The sequence below is a fragment of the Pontibacter mucosus genome (assembly GCF_003054055.1).
Lineage (GTDB): Bacteria > Bacteroidota > Bacteroidia > Cytophagales > Hymenobacteraceae > Pontibacter > Pontibacter mucosus.
In genome coordinates this window covers 197,450-215,904 of record NZ_QBKI01000002.1, presented here as the reverse complement: position 1 = coordinate 215,904, position 18,455 = coordinate 197,450, and the positions used below count along the sequence as shown (strand labels likewise).

General features: G+C 53.0%; 14 protein-coding genes. 3 read left to right on the top strand and 11 right to left on the bottom strand.

From position 1 onward, the window contains the following. Positions 1 to 34: 34 nt before the first annotated feature. From sppA to C8N40_RS04540, 4 genes are all read right to left on the bottom strand, one after another. Positions 35 to 1,810 (bottom strand): signal peptide peptidase SppA, encoded by a 1,776-nt coding sequence (gene sppA / locus C8N40_RS04555; RefSeq protein ID WP_108210605.1) that lies wholly within the window; start codon positions 1,808 to 1,810, stop codon positions 35 to 37. 188 nt (positions 1,811 to 1,998) lie between these two features. Further along, complete coding sequence (locus tag C8N40_RS04550) at positions 1,999 to 2,202, bottom strand: hypothetical protein (protein ID WP_108210604.1); 204 nt, start codon at positions 2,200 to 2,202, stop codon at positions 1,999 to 2,001. An 86-nt stretch (positions 2,203 to 2,288) separates the two neighbouring features. Continuing rightward, entirely contained in the window at positions 2,289 to 3,557 is a 1,269-nt protein-coding gene (locus C8N40_RS04545; protein WP_108210961.1) for a replication-associated recombination protein A, read from the bottom strand. Positions 3,558 to 3,638: 81 nt separating this feature from the next. Continuing rightward, entirely contained in the window at positions 3,639 to 4,784 is a 1,146-nt protein-coding gene (locus C8N40_RS04540) for an AI-2E family transporter (RefSeq protein ID WP_108210603.1), read from the bottom strand. A gap of 63 nt (positions 4,785 to 4,847) precedes the next feature. On the opposite strand from C8N40_RS04540, the gene C8N40_RS04535 reads away from it, so the two are divergent. After that, positions 4,848 to 5,744, top strand: coding sequence for a DMT family transporter (locus tag C8N40_RS04535; RefSeq protein WP_108210602.1), 897 nt, complete (start codon positions 4,848 to 4,850; stop codon positions 5,742 to 5,744). 257 nt (positions 5,745 to 6,001) lie between these two features. Here the strand turns inward: C8N40_RS04535 and C8N40_RS04530 are convergent, their stop codons facing one another. The 6 genes from C8N40_RS04530 to lpdA all read right to left on the bottom strand — a co-directional run bounded on the left by C8N40_RS04530 (position 6,002) and on the right by lpdA (position 14,142). After that, entirely contained in the window at positions 6,002 to 7,357 is a 1,356-nt protein-coding gene (locus C8N40_RS04530) for a DEAD/DEAH box helicase (RefSeq protein ID WP_108210601.1), read from the bottom strand. Between the two features lie 889 nt (positions 7,358 to 8,246). Next, entirely contained in the window at positions 8,247 to 9,227 is a 981-nt protein-coding gene (locus C8N40_RS04525) for a YpdA family putative bacillithiol disulfide reductase (protein ID WP_108210600.1), read from the bottom strand. 698 nt (positions 9,228 to 9,925) lie between these two features. Then, positions 9,926 to 10,570: an NAD(P)-dependent oxidoreductase gene (locus C8N40_RS04520; protein ID WP_108210599.1), complete on the bottom strand. Its 645-nt coding sequence runs from the start codon at positions 10,568 to 10,570 to the stop codon at positions 9,926 to 9,928. Positions 10,571 to 10,661: 91 nt separating this feature from the next. Beyond that, positions 10,662 to 11,183 (bottom strand): GNAT family N-acetyltransferase, encoded by a 522-nt coding sequence (locus C8N40_RS04515; protein ID WP_108210960.1) that lies wholly within the window; start codon positions 11,181 to 11,183, stop codon positions 10,662 to 10,664. Between the two features lie 126 nt (positions 11,184 to 11,309). Further along, positions 11,310 to 12,428 (bottom strand): fatty acid desaturase family protein, encoded by a 1,119-nt coding sequence (locus tag C8N40_RS04510; protein WP_108210598.1) that lies wholly within the window; start codon positions 12,426 to 12,428, stop codon positions 11,310 to 11,312. A 319-nt stretch (positions 12,429 to 12,747) separates the two neighbouring features. Beyond that, positions 12,748 to 14,142: a dihydrolipoyl dehydrogenase gene (lpdA, locus tag C8N40_RS04505; RefSeq protein ID WP_108210597.1), complete on the bottom strand. Its 1,395-nt coding sequence runs from the start codon at positions 14,140 to 14,142 to the stop codon at positions 12,748 to 12,750. Positions 14,143 to 14,346: 204 nt separating this feature from the next. Between lpdA and C8N40_RS04500 the strand changes: the two genes are divergently transcribed. Continuing rightward, a complete protein-coding gene (locus C8N40_RS04500) occupies positions 14,347 to 14,955 on the top strand; it encodes a tetratricopeptide repeat protein (RefSeq protein ID WP_108210596.1) in 609 nt (202 codons plus the stop codon). A 912-nt stretch (positions 14,956 to 15,867) separates the two neighbouring features. Here C8N40_RS04500 and C8N40_RS04495 read toward each other — a convergent pair. Next, positions 15,868 to 17,205 carry a peptidoglycan DD-metalloendopeptidase family protein gene (locus tag C8N40_RS04495; protein ID WP_108210595.1) on the bottom strand — a complete coding sequence of 446 codons (1,338 nt, stop codon included), beginning with the start codon at positions 17,203 to 17,205 and terminating at the stop codon, positions 15,868 to 15,870. A gap of 280 nt (positions 17,206 to 17,485) precedes the next feature. Between C8N40_RS04495 and fabG the strand changes: the two genes are divergently transcribed. Beyond that, positions 17,486 to 18,232, top strand: coding sequence for a 3-oxoacyl-[acyl-carrier-protein] reductase (gene fabG / locus C8N40_RS04490; RefSeq protein ID WP_108210594.1), 747 nt, complete (start codon positions 17,486 to 17,488; stop codon positions 18,230 to 18,232). The last annotated feature ends 223 nt before the right edge of the window (positions 18,233 to 18,455 follow it).

The window sequence follows — 18,455 nt, the reverse complement described above, 5'->3', positions numbered from 1 at the left end:
CTACAGCAGTGCTGCGTTACTTATTCATTTGGAATTACTCCACTACCATCTCGAACGGCATGCGGGCCTGTGCGCCCACAATGGTGGAGGCCTTCTTGTAAAGTTTGTAGAGGGGGTACATCTCGCCCATCTCGGCCTTAATGGCCTGATCCTTGGCTTTGGAACCCATGCTACCGCCCAGCAACTCATCGAAGAACGTTTTGCGGGCCGGCAGCTCCTTCAGGCGGTAATCGCCTTCCACGCCGGCTTTCTTAGCGGCAATGGCCAACGCCTCATCCAGGCCACCGTACACGTCCACCAGCTTGCGCTCCTTGGCCTCAATGCCAGACCAAACGCGGCCGGAGGCATACTCCTTCAGCTGGTCCTGCGTCATGTTACGGCCCTGCGCCGCCTTACTGGTAAACACTTCGTAGATCTGGTCGATCTGGTGCTGCATGATTTGCTTCTCCTGCCCTGTCATAGGCCGGGTAACGGTAGGCATGTCGGAGAATTTGCCGGTGCTCACGTGGTCTACGGTAATGCCCAGCTTATCGCCCAGGAAGCCCTCCATGTTCGGCACCACGCCAAACACGCCTATACTTCCGGTAATGGTGTTGGGGTGCGCCACAATCGTATCGGCACCCATGGCAATGTAGTAACCGCCGGAAGCCGCCACATCAGACATGGAGGCGATAACAGGCTTCACCTCGCGGGCCAGCTGCACTTCGCGCCAGATCACATCGGAGGCCAGGGCGCTTCCGCCCGGCGAACTGATGCGCAGCACGATGGCTTTCACGTTCTCGTCGAGGCGGGCGTCGCGGATGGCGTCGGAAAAGCGGCGGCTGCCAATGTTGTCCTCATCGCCTTCCCCGTCCACAATGTCACCCTCGGCATAAATCAGGGCGATGCGGTTTTTGGAGGTGCTGATGTTCTTGTCTTTTACTTTTTTATACTTGGAGAGCTGCACCAGCTCCAGCTTGTCTTTCTCCTCCAGGCCAATCTCGTCCTTCATGTACTTGATGGCCTCGTCAAAATAGCCCACATCGGTCACGAGCTTATACTTTTTGGCGTCCTGCGGGTCGCGCACCAAGAGGTTATCCTGTATGTTTTTAAGCTCTTCGGCGGTCATGCCGCGCGTTTTGGCAATCTGCTCCAGCTGGTAGCTGTTGATAGAGTTCAGGAAAGAGGTAACCTGCTCCTTGTTGGCCTCACTGGCCTGCTCCATGGCAAACATCTCCACGGCGCTCTTGTAAGTTCCTACCTTAAAGATCTGCGCCTCGATGCCCAGTTTGTCGAGCATGCGCTTGAAGAAGTATAGCTCGGAGCTCATGCCGTTAAATTCCATCGTACCCATCGGGTTTATGTAGATTTTATCGGCAACAGAAGCCAGGTAATACGCTTTTTCGGTAGACAGATCGGTATAGGACACCACAAACTTGCCGGACTCTTTAAAGTCGAGGAGGTCTTTGCGGATTTCCTCCAGCTTGCCCATTCCGCCATCCACGAAGGTCATGTTCAGGAAAATACCTTTGATTTTGTCGTCCTGCTTGGCGCGGCGGATGGCCGCCTTAATCTGGTCCAGGCCATCGGTGCTGGAAACAAAGCCCGAGAAAGGGCCGGACGAGAAGCCGAGTTCTGAGAAGGGATCTTTCGGGTCGCGCTCCGAAATCGGTTTGTCTAGTTTAAGCTCCAGTACGGAGTTGTTGGCAATTTTAACCTCATTGTCAGAGCCTGCGCTGGCAAGTATACCTATCAGGATCAGCAGACTGATGAAGCAGAATATGAGCAGGCCTACAAAGGTAGCCAGCACATACTTCAGGAAATTTAGCATGGTTTATTCTGGTATTATTTGGTTTGGATTGATTCTTTATACTTCGGGAGCCGTCTGCCCCCGTACTTGACAATCAAAAATATTGCTTAAAGTTCATCCTTTTCGCACCTACTCGACCAACCACGCCAATTTCTAGACAAACCTTTTAAGTTAGAAAGTCAGAATGTTAAAAGTTAGAAAGTTGTAACTCAGGGTAATTTAAAGTATTTGGGGATATCAGACAAGCGTCCCGCCCAGTATGGCCGCATGCCCAGGTAGCGCCTTCTGAAGTAGATGAGCGCAATGGTGCCCACCACCGTCAGGATGCCCCCGAATGCAAAACCCAGCAAGCCCCACGCGATGTAAAAGGCTATCAGCAGCCCAAACGAAAGTATAAATACAAACCTGCTCATGTGTTCGTTAATCGTTGCTAGTTATTAGTTATTGGTTGTCAGTTTATCCAACTTTCTAACTCTCTAACTCTTTAACTTTCTAACTCTTAATACCGGTATTTCTTTCCCCACTGCGCCTGCAGCTGCTTTAGCATGTCGCGCTCGCGGGCGTTGTTGCCGGGCTGGTAGAGGGCGGTGTTGCTCAGCTCCTGCGGCATGAACTCCTGCTGCACAAAGTTGCCCTCATAGTCGTGGGCATACTTGTAGTTGTTGCCGTAGCCTATCTCCTTCATCAGCTTGGTGGGGGCGTTGCGCAGGTGCAAAGGCACCGGCAGGTTTCCGGTCTGCTGCACCAGGGCCCTGGCTGTTTTGATGGCTTTGTAGCTGGCGTTGCTCTTCGGCGAGGTGGCCAGGTACACCGTGCACTGCGAAAGTATAATCTCCGCCTCGGGGTAGCCGATCATCTGCACCGCCTGAAAACAGTTGGTGGCCATCAGCAGCGCGTTTGCATTGGCCAGGCCGATATCTTCAGAAGCGGAAATGAGCAAGCGGCGGGCAATGAATTTAGGATCCTCGCCGCCCTCGATCATGCGGGCCAGCCAGTACACGGCTGCGTTGGGGTCTGAGCCGCGGATGGATTTGATGAAGGCTGACACCAAGTCGTAGTGCATCTCGCCGCTCTTATCATACATCACAATGTTCTGCTGCGCCACCTGCTTCACCAACTCGTTGGTGATGACCACCTCCTCGGCTTTTACGCCTTCGGCCACAATCTCCAGCAGGTTCAGCAGCTTGCGGGCATCACCGCCGGAGATGGTCAGCAGGGCCTCATACTCCTCCACACGCACCTTGCGGTGGCGCATCCACTCGTCCTGCTCCAGGGCCTTGTCCACCAGCTCAATCAGCTCGTCTTTGGATAAATGCTTGAGGATGTATACCTGGCAGCGCGACAGCAAGGCCGAGATCACCTCAAAGGAAGGGTTCTCGGTCGTGGCGCCCACCAGCGTTACCGTGCCTTTTTCCACGGCACCCAGCAAGGCATCCTGTTGTGATTTGTTAAAGCGGTGTATCTCGTCGATAAACAGCACCGTGCCCTGACGTTTCCTGGCCTGATCTATCACCTCGCGGATGTCCTTTACGCCGGAGTTAATGGCACTCAGGGCCACAAAAGGCACTTTCATCTGGTTAGCAATGATGTTGGCAAGCGTGGTTTTGCCCACGCCGGGAGGTCCCCACAGGATCATACTTGGGATCACGCCCCCCTCAATGTAGCGGCGCAGGATGCCATCGGGCCCTACCAGGTGCTTTTGTCCGTAATACTGATCGAGGTTGTGGGGCCGCATGCGCTCGGCCAAAGGTATGTTCGGGTGATTCATCTGCTCTATACTTTCTCCGGAATCGGTTAAAAACAAAGCTACGAATTTGCAGCCAAAGAGGCAGGTATAAAACAGGTCTCTTTAGTCGGCATGCGGCGGCTTTATCTTGTTTTTGCGCTCCAGAAATTTGCGGATGCGATCGCCCCGCCAGCGAAACGCCGGTACCGCCATGGGGCTGTGTTCCGGTCGTTCGTCGCCAAACAGCACGCCCCATTGCTTAAATTGATCGGTGCGGTCAAAAATCACCTTCAGCATGGCAATTACCGGCAGCGACAGAAACATGCCGGTTATCCCCGCTATCTCGCCGCCCAGCACCACGCCCACAATGGTCGCCAGCGCGTTAATCTTCACTTTAGAGCCCACAATGCGGGGCATCAGGATGTTGTTATCCAGAAACTGCACTACGGCGATGGTACCTAGCACCGCCAGCACCGGCCACAGCTCCTCCGAAGAAGCCAGCGTCAGCAGCACCCCGATGATGTTGCCCAGCAGGGCACCCACGTACGGGATCAGGTTCAGGAAGGCGAAGATCACCCCGATCAGCAACGCGTGCTTGATGCCGATGATCATCAGGATACCGCCCAGCAGAATGGTCATGTACGTCACCTGGATCAGCAGCCCGAAGAGGTAGCTTTTGATGATGGCCTGTATCTCGCCCAGCGTTTCCTCCACTTTCTCGTGCCGCTCGCGCGGGAACCACAGAAACACGAAGCGCAGCAGCAGGTTCTTGTAAAACAGCAGCAGAAAAATATAAATGGGCAAGAGCCCCAGGAACACCAGCGTGCCTGTTACGCTCCCCGCCACGGTCCCCAGCAGGTTGCCGGCGTAGTTGAGCAGGTTGTTGCTCTGCTCCCGGATAAAAGCGGTCTGCTCCTGCGTGGAGAAAGGCGTTTTGCTCCCAACCCACTCGCTCAGGGCGGTCAGGTGGTTCATCACGTTTTTCTGGATAGTGGGGAAATCACGGATCAGGATGCTCATCTGGGAAGAGAAAAACCAGACGATGCCTCCCAGGATAACGATAAGCGCGAGCAGACTAATGCCAATAGCCACCGTATCAGGAAACCTACGGTTCCGGAAGAAGCGGTAGATGGGCAGCAGCATGATGCTGATAAAGAACGCCATGAGCAGCGGGGCCAGCAGGCCTCTGCCCAGTACGATAATCCAACCCAAAAAGAATAGTCCGGTAATCTCAATGGCTCTCCGGACGGTAAGCGGCAGCTGGTTCATGCAATGTCTTTTTCTTGTTTGTCCTTATACGGCAGGATTGGAAGAAGCGCGTACCTTTGTGCTATGAGCAAGCAAATGCAGGTGCATGGGGCACTTTTCTTGGTGGCCCTGATCTATGGAAGCAACTATAGTATAGCCAAGGAAGTGATGCCGGTTTATGTGGGTCCTTACGGGCTGATTGTAATCCGGGTGGTGTCGGCGGCAATCTTCTTTGGCATTTTTTCGCGGCTGGTGATCAAGGAAAAGATCGTAGGAATGGCCGACAACCTGCGCGCCGTACTTTGCGGCATCACGGGCATTGCCATCAACCAGCTTGGCTTTTTCGGCGGACTCAACCTCACCTCGCCCATCAACGCGGCGCTGCTCATGGTGATCGTACCGATTATTGTACTCATGTTCTCGGCCATACTTTTGCGGGAAAAGGTAAGCCTGCGGAAAGTGGGCGGGATTGCGCTGGCCTGTGCCGGGGCCTTTCTGCTTATTTATACTTCCAGCGGCGAGGGCACTCCCGGCAACCTGCTGGGCGATTTGCTGATCGTGCTGAACGCAGCCAGCTACGGGTTGTACCTGGTGCTGGTAAAACCGCTGATGCAGAAGTATAACGCCTTTACCGTCGTGAGCCGCATTTTTGCCGTAGGCGCCGTAATTGTGGTTCCCTTCGGCTGGCAGCAGGTAATGGCGCCCGATTACGCTTCCTTTCCGGCGTCCATTTGGTGGGCGATTGCCTTTATGGTGATTGCCGTGACGATTATCGCGTACCTGTTCAACACCTGGGCGCTGCGCTACGCCAATCCCTCGCTGGTAGGCGCCTACATCTACCTGCAGCCGGTGCTGGCTATTCTGGTGGCGGTATGGGCCGGTAAGGATGTCTTTACGGTGCAGAAGGCACTCTTTGCCTTGCTTATCTTTGCCGGAGTATACCTGGTGAGCCACACGCGGCAGGCGGTGACGGAGGGGTAAGCTAGGGTTTCTAGGTGTTTTAGCAGGAAGTATAAAGTATGGCTTGAACCATTGCTAATCTTTGCTCTTTCAAAGCAAATTGCAAACTTGCTGCTATGTACAGCCACAAGTTACGCTAGTGCTAAACTTGCGGCATAAACTCAAAAGACACCCGCAAGTCTGGATGACGTTGCGAGGTTATGGAAAATCAGATAAACAAAAAGCCCTGCCAGAACATATCCGGCAGGGCTTTTACACTTTACACTTAAGTATGCTGATTAGGTGGATCGGTGCGACCTATTGCGGTTGCCATTGCTGCGGTTTCCGCCTGTGCGCTGTCCGCCTCCGCCGTTATTACCACGGTTCTGCGTGCTGAAATCTCCACTGCCATTGCTGCTGGCTGCTGCTGGTTTGTTGCCCCAGCGGCTTCTGCCACCACGGCCGCCTTGCTTCTTCTGCTCTTTCACCGTGCTGGCCGCCTCAGCAAAATCCTTGGCCGTGAGCGGGAACGGGTGGTTGTCAATAACCGGAACGTTCTTGGAAATCAGCTTCTGGATGCTGGCCAGGTACGGCACCTCGTCGGCTCCGCAGAACGACAAAGCAATGCCGCTTGCCCCTGCCCTACCCGTACGACCGATGCGGTGCACGTAGGTCTCCGGCTCGTTTGGCAGTTCGTAGTTCACCACGTGGCTCAGGTCGTCCACGTCGATGCCGCGGGCGGCAATGTCGGTAGCTACCAGCACGCGCGTCTTACGTGACTTGAAGTTATCCAGCGCACGCACGCGGGCGTTCTGCGCTTTGTTTCCGTGGATGGCCTCCGCCGTTACGCCGGCCTTGGCAATGTCCTTGGCCACGCGGTCAGCGCCACGCTTGGTGCGGGTAAACACCAGTACGCTTTCCATGGCATCATCCTTTAACAGGTGCAGCAACAGTTTGCGCTTATCCGGCCCTTTTACATAGTATACCGACTGCTGAATCGTGTTGGCCGTAGACGATACCGGCGTTACCTCCACCTTGGCAGGGTCTACCAGGATGGTGTCGGCCAGCTTCATAATCTCCGTGGCCATGGTAGCCGAGAAGAACAGCGACTGCTTTTTCTCCGGCAGCACTTTGAGCACCTTTTTCACGTCGTTGACAAAGCCCATGTCCAGCATGCGGTCGGCCTCGTCCAGCACAAACAGCTCAATATGCTGCAGGTGGATGTACTTCTGGGCCATCAGGTCAAGCAGACGGCCCGGGGTAGCTACGAGAATGTCCACACCGGCACGCAGGGCGTCGGTTTGCTTCTTCTGCGGCACACCACCGAAAATAACGGTATGCTTCAGGCCCGTATGCTTGCCATACGCCTCAATGCTGTCTGCAATCTGAAGTGCCAGCTCGCGGGTGGGCGTCAGGATAAGCGCCTTGATTTTACGCTGCCCTCTGTCGCTTCCCTGTTTTTCGTGCAGCAGCTGCAGAATCGGAATAGAGAAAGCCGCCGTTTTCCCGGTACCCGTCTGGGCACAACCCAACAGGTCTCTTTTCTGAAGTATAAGCGGGATAGATTTGGCTTGGATGGGAGTTGGGGTGGTGTATCCTTCTGTTTTAAGAGCTTTTAGGATTGGCTCAATGAGGTTTAGATTCTCGAATGTCATCAAATGGTTTTTGAATTAAAAACCGCGCGACGCCATGTGCGCCACTTTGCGGTAAGGTTGGCCGGAATTTGATATCACTGCAGCAGGCTGCAAAAGGCCATTCCCGACCGGTGTTGCTCTCATCAACCTAAAAACGGAAAGTATAGTTTCTTTTAGGAACTTGAGCGAAACACAAGCTGCAAAGATAACGCCAGGTTTGCTCAGTTCCTATTTTGGCAGGATTTATACTTTGGTTATACTTTTATACCTGCTGCTATACTCTTTACTCTACTAGCGTATACATACGCTGCTGTCTCAAATACCCTGCTGGCGCGGGTTTGCAACCCGTGCCTTGCTATTTCCTCGGATTTGCAATCCGAGTGGCTTGAAAAGCCATACTTATACTTCGGCTATACTTTCATAGCCTCGGCTTCCTTCCATTTGAACCTAGCTATCCTTACTAGCAGCCGTTCATCCTCTAGTTACCACAAGCGGATCGTTTCAATTCGGGCTTTGGTGCCCTCCTAGGCCGGGAGGCCTCGCCTTCGGGCATCGCGCTGTCTACATTTCCTTTGCTCCTGACGTCGCAATGCCCCTACGGGCACCGGAAATCTAGAAGGCGCTCAACCCAAAGGCTGGAATTCATTCGATAGCCTCTGTCTTTACTATGCAACAGGTACAGACTGTCCCCTTGAGGGGACCACAGGGGTGTAATCGTGTGCCAGGTTTATACTTTTGGGGACAGCAACTACAAAACTTATACTTTAACACCAGTAATGACATGTTCCCCGCCTTAGCCAAGGAGGGGTAAGGGGTGGTTGGGCCCGGCACTGCAAAAACCTGCTTTTACCGTGGGAAGAGAGCTAGAAAATTCGCCTCAGGCACCATCTCGTGCTTACACCACGGTATTTTATACTTTCTCGGCCTGCAACTCCTCTTTAATGTGTCTCACAATCTTCACGGCGTGCTCGCGGGAATTCTCGATAAACCAGACGTGGGTGTCCATGCCGCCACAGACTACGCCGGCAAGGTACACGCCGGGCAGGTTGGTTTCCATACTTTCAGTATCGTACTGCGGGTAGCGCTTCTGGTCCTCGCTCAGCTTTACCCCTATCTTTTCCAGGAAGCTAAAGTCCGGCTGGTAGCCTGTCATAGCCAGCACAAAGTCATTTTCCAGCGTCAGTTTGCCCTCCGGCGTCTGAATATCCACCTCACGCTCCCGGATTTCGGTTATACTTGTGTTGAAGTACGCCTTTATCTCGCCGGCTTTGATGCGGTTTTCCAGGTCGGGTTTGGTCCAGTACTTTATACTTCCCAGCTCCGGCTGTCGTACCACCAGCGTGACGTCTGCCCCTTTGCGCCAGGTTTCTAGAGCAGCGTCGGCGGCAGAGTTGTTGGCGCCTACCACTAGCACCTTCTGGCGGAAGTAATAATGCGGGTCGAAGTAGTAATGACGAACTTTGGGCAGTTCCTCGCCGGGCACATGCAGCAGGTTCGGGATGCCGTAAAAGCCCAGGGCCACCACTACCTTGCGCGCCAGGTACTCGTCTTTGCTCGTGAAGATGCGGTATACTTCGCCCTCCGGCTGCAGGTTTTGCACCTCTTCAAAGAGGTTTATATTTAGGTCCGCCGAGTCGGCCACGCGGCGGTAGTACTCCAGCGCCTCGGCCCGCGTGGGCTTGGCGTTGAGCGAGGTAAAGGGAATACCGCCAATCTCCAGCCTTTCGGAGGTGGAGAAGAAGGTCATGTTAAGCGGATAGTTGTAGATGGAGTTCACGAGGCAACCGCGCTCTACAATCAGGTAACTTAGCTTCTCGCGCTGTGCCTCCAGTCCTGCTGCCAGGCCAATCGGTCCGGCCCCGATAATGAGTATGTCTAGGATGTCTTTCAAGTTTATACTTTCTGATGCTATACTTTCAGATGTGTTGTTCTAGAAACAGGGGATGGTTTGTTTAAGTTTAGGGAATGGAGAAAGAACGTGGTTGTAGCGGCTTTTTTATACTTGTCAGCTATAATTTCTATACTCTTTCTCTGGCGCAAGCGTCCGCTTGTGCCGCTATTAGCCAGCGCTTCCCGCAACCTGAGCTAAGCTATCCTTACTAGCTACCGCTCATCCTCTAGTTCCCACAGACGTCTCGTTGCATATCCAACTTGGCTCCCTCCCAGGCCGGGAGGCCTCGCCTTCGGGCATCGCGCTGTCTACATTTCCTTTGCTCCGCAATGCCCTTGACGGGCACCGGAAATCTAGAAGGCGCTCAACCCAAAGGCTGGGAAGCACTTCGATAGCTCCTGCCCTTACTGTCATCTCGAGCTTGGGGAGAGAACTAGTTAGAATTTCGGATAGATATCTCACTGCATCCGAGATGACAGGGAGTGTTGTAAGTATAGATTCCCCTCTTGGGAGGGGCTAGGGGTGGGTTTATACCAGTAGGGACAGGTCGCGACCTGTCCGCGCGAGAACTGTGGCAATGAAACTTATACTTCTGCCACAGCAATAACAGGCTCCCCTCCTTGGCAAGGAGGGGTAGGGGTGGTTGGACCCGTTACTGCAAAGTATCCAAAGGGCTGGAGAAGATACAAGCTCACACTTTAGTACCCAATAGTGAAGCGCTGCTTAATAAATTGCGGGTTCTCCAGCTCGTCGAGCACGGCTACGGCGAAGTCTTCGTAGGAAATGTTGCTTTCGCCTTTGTCGTCGAAGATGGGGTTCTCGGTGCCGAGCCGGAATTTGCCGGTGCGCTCGCCGGGGCCAATCATGAAGGAGGGGCTGAAGAAGGTCCAGTCGAGGTCTTTTTCCTTGCGGTATACTTCCAGGGAATCGCGCTGGGCAGAGGCGCCTTCTTTCCAATCGGCGGGAAACTCTGGCGTATCTACGGCCTGCACGCCTTCGGCCACATACAAACTGCCCGCACCGCCCACGTTCAGCACCCGCTTCACGCCGGCTTTCTTCGCGGCTGCCAGCACCTTTTCGGCCACCTCCACGTGCTTTTGGTAATCGGTTCCCGGTCCCCAACCCGGGCTGTAGGACACCACCACGGCATCATGTTCCCTAATCTTGGCAGCGAGATCGTCAGGGTGCAGCACGTCTCCCTCCGTTACAATCAGGCTCTCGTTTTCAAGCGTCAGCTTCTCCGGGTGGCGCACAATGCCTGTTACCTCGTGACCTCTGTTCAGGGCTTCTTCTGTGATTCTGGAACCGATTTTTCCGCTGGCTCCTATGATGGCTATTTTCATGATTTGTCAGATTTGAGTTACTAAAAGTATAGTACGCATTTACTCCGTTAACGCTAATCTAACTGCCCTGGCGTAACATTGCTCAGATCCCTCAAATCTCCAGCTTCATCACGTACATGCCCCTGTACTCGGGCTTCATCTGCTCGAAAGGCAAAGTATAGGTACCACACTTCACAAACCCGTTTTGCTCATAAAAGTCCACGGAGCGGCTGCTGTCCATGGCTTTGAGCCAGATAAGGCGCTTGTTATACTTGCCTGCCACCGCTTTAGTAAAGTCCACCACTTCCCGGCCAATGCCTTTGCCCGAGGCAGCTTTGGTCAGGTAGATGCGTTCCAGCTCCAGGGCCTCCGCAGCAGTATGGTTTTCGAACTCCTTGTGCAGGTTGAGCTTGAGGAAGCCTACCAGTTCCTCCTGATAGTAGATTAGGTAAAAGGCTGCATTCGGTTCGGTTAACTCCCCGCGCAACGTTTCCTCCCGGAAGCTGCGGTCTACGTACCAGGCGCCGCCATCAAACCATAAGTATAAATAATGGTCGTTGTAGGATCGGATGGCAATGTCCTGCAAAGTATACAGGTCTGCAGTGGTGCAGGGCGTGATGCGGATATCGGGCATGGGCATAGCTTTTTATAGCCGCAAATTTACTTAAAATCGCTAAGCCGGAATGGAAATGCCGCATGGGCAAAAGCAAAGGGCAGGAAGTTGCCCTCCTGCCCTTTGCTTTAAAGTATAAAACGCGTGTTACGCCATTACTTCCTTCAGGTGGGGCAACTCCAGCCGGCCAAACCGGTGCAACGTGGCCAGGTGCGAGCGCACAGCCGTCAGGAAAGTCTTGTTCTCTAAGTATGGAATGTCGAATTCTTCGGCTGTCTGGCGCACAATTTCGGCCAGAGCCGGGTAATGAATGTGGCAAATACGCGGAAACAGGTGGTGTTCAATCTGGAAGTTAAGGCCGCCCACGTACCAGGAGAGCAACCTGCTGTTGCGCGAAAAATTAGCTGTCGTGTTGAGCTGGTGTATCGCCCAGTCGTTCTCAATGGTGCCATTCTCGCAAGGCAGCGGGTGGCTCGTGCCCTCCACGGTGTGCGCCAGCTGGAAGACAACTGAAAGTATAATTCCACCCACAAAATGCATCAGCACAAAGCCCAGCAGCACCTCCCAGAACGGGATGCCAAAAAGAAGCGTCGGGGCCACCAGCATCGAGAAGAAGTATAAAACCTTCATTACCACGATTTTTGCTAGTACCGCCCGGTTCTCTGATTTGGAGTTTGCATTCACGCCGCTCCGGATAAAGCCGATATACTGCACAAAGTCTTTCAGAATCACCCAGTACAGCGTCAGCAGGCCGTAGAAGAAGAAAGCGTAGATCCACTGCAGTTTGTGGTAAAACTTCACATCGGTGTGGGGCGAAAAACGCAGCATCACCCGGTCCTGTATGTCCTCGTCCATGTGCACCACGTTGGTATAAGTATGGTGCAGGATGTTGTGCTGCAGCTTCCAGTTAAAAGCCGAACCGCCCACCAGGTTCACCGAGTGGCCCATCAGGTAGTTCATGGTTTTGTTTTTGGAGTAGGCCCCGTGGTTGGCGTCGTGCATCACGCTCATGCCGATGCCCGCCAGGCACACGCCCATCACCAGCCACAGGGCCAGGCTGATGCCCAGCGAGGGGGTAAAGGCGAGCAGCAGCACAAACGGAACCACGTAGCCTAAAAGCAGGATGACGCTTTTGGTGATCATGCGCGCGTTGCCTTCCTTCGAAATATTATTGTCCTTGAAATAAGTATCTACTCGCTTGCGGAGGGTCGGGAAAAACAGGCTTTTGTCTTTGTTAACGAATTTTACTTTGCCTTTGAGCTTCATTAAAGGGAAATTAGATTGTGTGAAACAGAACTCACACGACGAGGAGGAAATACTCAGGAGTGAATCGTGGGCAAAAATACCCGCAGCATGTAGTTCAGGGTCTCCTACTGCTATAATAGTACCAAACTTGCCTTAAAGGCAGTGGCAGAAAAATTACTGGCTGTAAAAGGCGTACAATATACGCATTAAAATCCGGTCAATTGCAAGCCCGGACTATATGGTAAACGAATAAAACCCGCGCTAAAGTATAGGGCCTGCAATAAAAATGGGTTGGCCAGATACCCGGCCAACCCATTTTTTGAATTGCTATACTTACCCGTTACAGGTGAATAACTTCGTCGTAGGCAGCGGCGGCGGCTTCCATAACGGCCTCGCTCATGGTTGGGTGCGGGTGCACCGCCTTGATGATTTCGTGTCCGGTTGTCTCCAGTTTGCGGGCAACCACTACCTCGGCAATCATCTCGGTTACGTTGGCACCGATCATGTGCGCGCCCAGGAACTCGCCATACTTGGCATCGAAAATCACCTTCACGAAGCCATCCTTGGCACCGGCAGCGCTCGCCTTACCAGACGCAGAGAACGGGAACTTGCCTACCTTAATCTCCAGGCCTTGCTCACGGGCAGCCTTCTCGGTCAGACCCACCGAGGCGATCTCGGGAGAGCAGTACGTACAGCCCGGGATGTTGCCATAGTTCAGCGGCTCAGGGTTGTGCCCGGCAATTTTCTCCACGCAGATAATTCCCTCGGCAGAGGCCACGTGCGCCAGCGCAGGGCCCGGCACGATGTCGCCGATAGCGTAGATGCCGTCCACGTTGGTTTTGTAGAACTCGTCTACCACCACGCGGCCGCGGTCTACCTTAATGCCCAGTTCTTCCAGGCCAATGTTCTCCAGGTTTGTCTGGATACCCACGGCAGAAAGCACCACTTCCGCCTCCAGGATCTCCTCGCCCTTGGCCGTCTTCACCGTTACCTTGCACAGGTCGCCTTTCGTATCCACGTGCTCCACAGAAGAGTCGGTCATGATGTTGATACCAGACTTGCGGAAAGACTTGGACAGCTGGCGTGAAACCTCCTCGTCCTCTACCGGAACGATGTTCGGCATATACTCCACGATGGTCACTTTCGTGCCCATGGCGTTGTAGAAGTAGGCAAACTCCACGCCGATAGCGCCAGAGCCTACCACCACCATACTTTCAGGCTGCTTCTCCAGGGCCATGGCCTGGCGGTAGCCGATGATTTTCTTGCCGTCGATAGGCAGGTTAGGCAGCTCGCGGGAGCGGGCACCCGTAGCGATGATGATGTTGTCAGCTTCTACAATGCTCTTCTTGCCTTCGGCATCTGTCACTTCCAGCTTGCCTTTGCCAACGATTTTGCCGTTGCCCATGATGGCGTCGATCTTGTTCTTGCGGAACAGGAACTGGATGCCTTTGCTCATGCCATCGGCCACGCCGCGGCTGCGCTGGATTACTTTATTAAAGTCAACCGAAGCCTCGCCGATGCTGATGCCATAGTCGGCTGCGTGGTTAATATACTCAAACACGTTAGCGCTTTTCAGCAGTGCCTTGGTCGGGATACAGCCCCAGTTCAGGCAGATGCCTCCCAGCGACTCGCGCTCGACAACGCCTACTTTCATCCCTAGCTGCGAGGCACGGATTGCCGCCACGTAGCCTCCCGGGCCACTACCCAGCACTACTAAATCGTATTTTGATGCCATAGTTTCTTTATTATAAGTTTGCAGACAAAATTAAACGATAATCCCAACTCTGCAAAACCACCTTTTACCCTCCTGATTTTAAGACGGATATTATCGCAAAAACTATATTCAACTCCACTTATACTTTAATAATACAAAAATAATTTTGACTAATACACTCAATTCTATACTTTAGCCCGCGAAAGTATAAATTAGTCAGTACCTATGCACAAAGTTCTACCCCTTTTGATTTTCGTCCTGTTTAGCTTCAGCGCTGCCGCACAGCAAACTTCCAAGGATTATTTCAGGAACGGGAACGAGAAGTTTAAGGCCGGCCGCTACCAGGAAGCCATACAGCAGTACGACGAGGTGCTGAAGCTGGAGCCGCGCCATGCCGCCACCCTGACCAACCGCGGCGTGGCCAAAGACCGCCTGCGCGATTACCGGGGAGCCATTGACGATTTTACCAAAGCCATTTCGGTTAACCCAAAGTATGCTGAGGCCTACCTGAGCCGTGCCCTCACCAGGTATAACCTCCGCGATTACAAAGCTTCCCTTCAGGATTTTAACAAAGGCATCGAGTTAAAGCCCAAGGACGCCCGCGCCTACAACAACCGCGGCCTGGTGCGTTACGCCCTCAAAGACAACAGCGGCGCCATCTCCGACTATACCAAGGCCCTCCAGCTGGACCCGGATTACGCAGAAGCCTACTACAACCGCGGCGCCCCCCGCTACAACATCGGCGAAAAAGCCAACGCCTGCGCCGACTGGACCACCGCCAAGAAACTCGGCCTGAAAGAGGCTGAGCCTTATCTGAAGAAGTATTGTAAGTAGGACCGGTGATTTGTAGGATGTAATAAATTACGAAGATTTTATACTTGGATAGACGCAGGTTTTGCGTCTATTTTCTTTTACAGGTGCAAGTGTCTGACCGGTGCGTAACATGATCCCTTGATACGCTTAATACCTACAGAAACTGTATAGCCGAGAATACCGTGTCCAACCACCCCTACCCCTCCTTATCTAAGGCGGGGAGCCTGCCATTACTTTGGCTGGAGTATAAGTTTCATCGCTGCTGTCTGTGCAAAGTATAAATCTGGCAGGCGATTCTCATCCCCTGGCCCCTTCAAAGGGGACTTTGGCTGTTAAATTCTACAGAAACTGTCCCCTTGAGGGGACCATAGGGGTGTTTACTTTTAGCGAAAGCTTTTACCACTGGCTTTACACCCCTGAAGTCCCCTCAAGGGGACAGTAGTATTAGCAGCTAGCAGTGGCTATCGACCATATCCCAGCCTTTGGGTTGAGCGCCTTCTAGATTTCCGGTGCCTGAAAGGCATTGCGACCGAAGGGCAGCAAAGGAAATGTACACCGCGCGATGCCCTTATCGAGGGCCCCTACCCCCAAGGCGAGGCCTCTCGGGCTTGAGAGCTCCAAAGCCAGAAGTGCAACAGTAGCTCATGCAAGTCTGGAGGATGAACGGAAGCTAGTAAGGATAGCTTGGTTCAAGTGGAAGAAAGCAGCAGCTATGAAAGTATAAACTGAAGTATAAAGTATAGCTAAAGTATACACAAAGTATAGGTATGGCTTTTCAAGCCAGTCAGGTTGCAAACTTGACGCCAACGTAGGACACAAGTCTGAAGACTTGCGCCAGCAGGAGCTATGAAGTATAAAAGCTATAATACGACAAGAGACGCTATAAAAAGCGCCTCCTGTCGTATAAAATTAAATGTTCACTAAAGTATAGTTCTATGCATCGTTTGGTTCCTTCGTCACTTCTGAAGCCAGCAGCTCCTGTTTTATACTTTTAATGTCGATGGCCTGCATGCGCTCCATCGTTTCATCCTTAATCAGCGCAAACTGTTCCATGTTTTCCTTCTTAACAGGATTGGCAGCCGGAAGTTTTACCTTCAGGGCATCTACCTGTTTGCCGTTCTTCCAGAAGCGGTAGCACAGGTGCGGCCCCGTGGCCAGGCCGGTGCTGCCCACGTAGCCGATAGTCTGCCCCATTTTTACGCGCGAGCCTTTTTTGATGCCCTTCGCAAAACGGGACATGTGCAGGTACTGCGTGGTATAAGTATCGTTGTGGCGGATTTTCACAAAGTAGCCGTTGCCTCGGGTATAGTGGGCGGCCAGCACCACGCCGTCGCCTACTGTACGGATGGGCGTGCCGTGCGGCGCGGCAAAGTCGGTGCCCAGGTGCGGCTTGTAGCGCTTCTGCACCGGGTGGAAGCGGCTTTTGGTATAGCGCGAGCTGATGCGGGTATACTCCAGCGGCTCCTTCAGGAATGCCCTTTTCAGGCTCTGCCCCTTCTGGTCGTAGTAGTTCAGGCCGTTGCCCTCGTCAAAGCCGATGGCGTAGATCTCCTCGCCCTCGTGCGCAAACACAGCAGACTTCAGCTCGCCATACCCAATCTTCTGCCCTTCCACTACTTTCTCCTCATAGATCAGCTTAAAAGTATCACCGGGCTGCAGGCGGTTCAGGTCGATGCGCCAGGCGAAGATATCGGCAAAGAGGTTCACCAGCTGCGGCGAGCCACCCGCGTCTACCATGCTTTCAAAAAGCGAGCTGCGGATTTCGCCGGCAATCGTGCGCTCCAGCACCTGCACCTCGCGCTGGTGCAAGGTTACATTCAGGCTGTCGCGCAAATCAAAAATCACATACTCTACCTGGCTTGGCTCATAAATAAAATACCGTGCAGTCTGGGCTGAGTCGCGCTGGTGCAGGATGGTGTAGTTGCGGCCGGCGGCAATGCGGCGCACGTTAAAAACATCTTTTGCCTTCTGGGCCAGGTTGTGCACCGTGGTGGCGTCGATGTTATACTTGGCAAGCAGTTGGGAGAGCACCTCCCCGCGGGCTACTTCCGCCTCCACTATCTCCAGCGAGTCGGTGGGGATGCCGTACACGATGGGTGCGGGCAGTTTTACGTGTTCCTCAGCGTCAGCGAGCTCGCTCACCGAAGCCGCTTCTACTCGCTTTGAGCCCAGCAAGTTAGATGGGATAAAGTCCAATGTTTGCGCAGCCGTAATGCAGATCAACAACGACAACGCGATCAGGAGGGCAAGTCCTTTTCTGCGTTTCAACATGATTTTTTGGGATACCTTTGGTTAACAGTCGCACGAAAATAGAATTTAACCTATAAAAATAAAAGACAATTTTCGCACAATATTCAGATTGTAAATATGTTACCATCAATTCCATGGAATTCTACAGCTAAACTAAAGTACAATCTCCCGGAAAAGTGGTTCATTTTAACTTTACTATACCTTCCATAACACGCTTATCATCAACGGATTTGTTTTATACTTTGCCAGCCGATCTCCTCCCCTCTTCTGTTTACCGAAATCTTTTTTAACTTTGGCGCCTATGAAAGCATTAGAAGGAAAAGTAGCCCTTATTACAGGGGCATCAAAAGGAATAGGCCGCGCTATCGCACAACAGTTTGTGGAGCAAGGCGCACAGGTAGCGTTTACCTACCTCTCGAGTGTTGAAAAAGGACAGCAACTGGAGCAGGAGCTGGCAGCCGGCGGCGGCAAGGTAAAAGGCTACCGCTCCGACGCCTCCGACTACGCCCAGGCCGAGCAACTGGTAGAGGACGTAGTAAAGGAGTTCGGTAAAATCGACATCGTGGTAAACAACGCCGGTATCACGCGCGACGGCCTGCTGATGCGCATGAACGAGGAGCAGTGGGACGCGGTGATGAACGTGAACCTGAAATCGGTGTTTTCCGTGACCAAGGCGGCCACCAAGCACATGATGCGCGCCAAAGCCGGTTCTATTATCAATATTACTTCTGTGGTGGGTATAAAAGGCAATGCCGGCCAGGCTAACTATGCGGCTTCCAAGGCAGGCATTATCGGCTTCACCAAATCGGTGGCACTGGAGCTGGGCTCACGCAACATCCGCTGCAACGCCATCGCCCCGGGCTTTATCGAGACCGAGATGACCGGCGAACTGGACCAGAAAGTGGTGGACGAGTGGCGCAAGGCGATTCCGCTGAAGCGCGGCGGTACGCCGGAGGATGTGGCCAAAGCAGCCGTGTTCCTGGCTTCCGACGACTCGGCCTACATCTCCGGCCAGGTGCTGCAGGTAGACGGCGGCATGCTGACGTAATAAGTTAAAGAGTTTAGGAGTTTGAGAGTTTAGGAGTGGAAAGTACCTAATCTCAAACCTGATAATAGAAAAAGACCAATGCGATAGCGTTAACGTTAGTAGCATTGGTCTTTTTACTTTATATTTAGTTGCTGAGCCTGTCTTAAAGTGTATGAAAGTATAAAAGATACACCAGCACCTATACTTGCAGAACTGCCGTAAAGTATAACTCTTTAACTTTCTA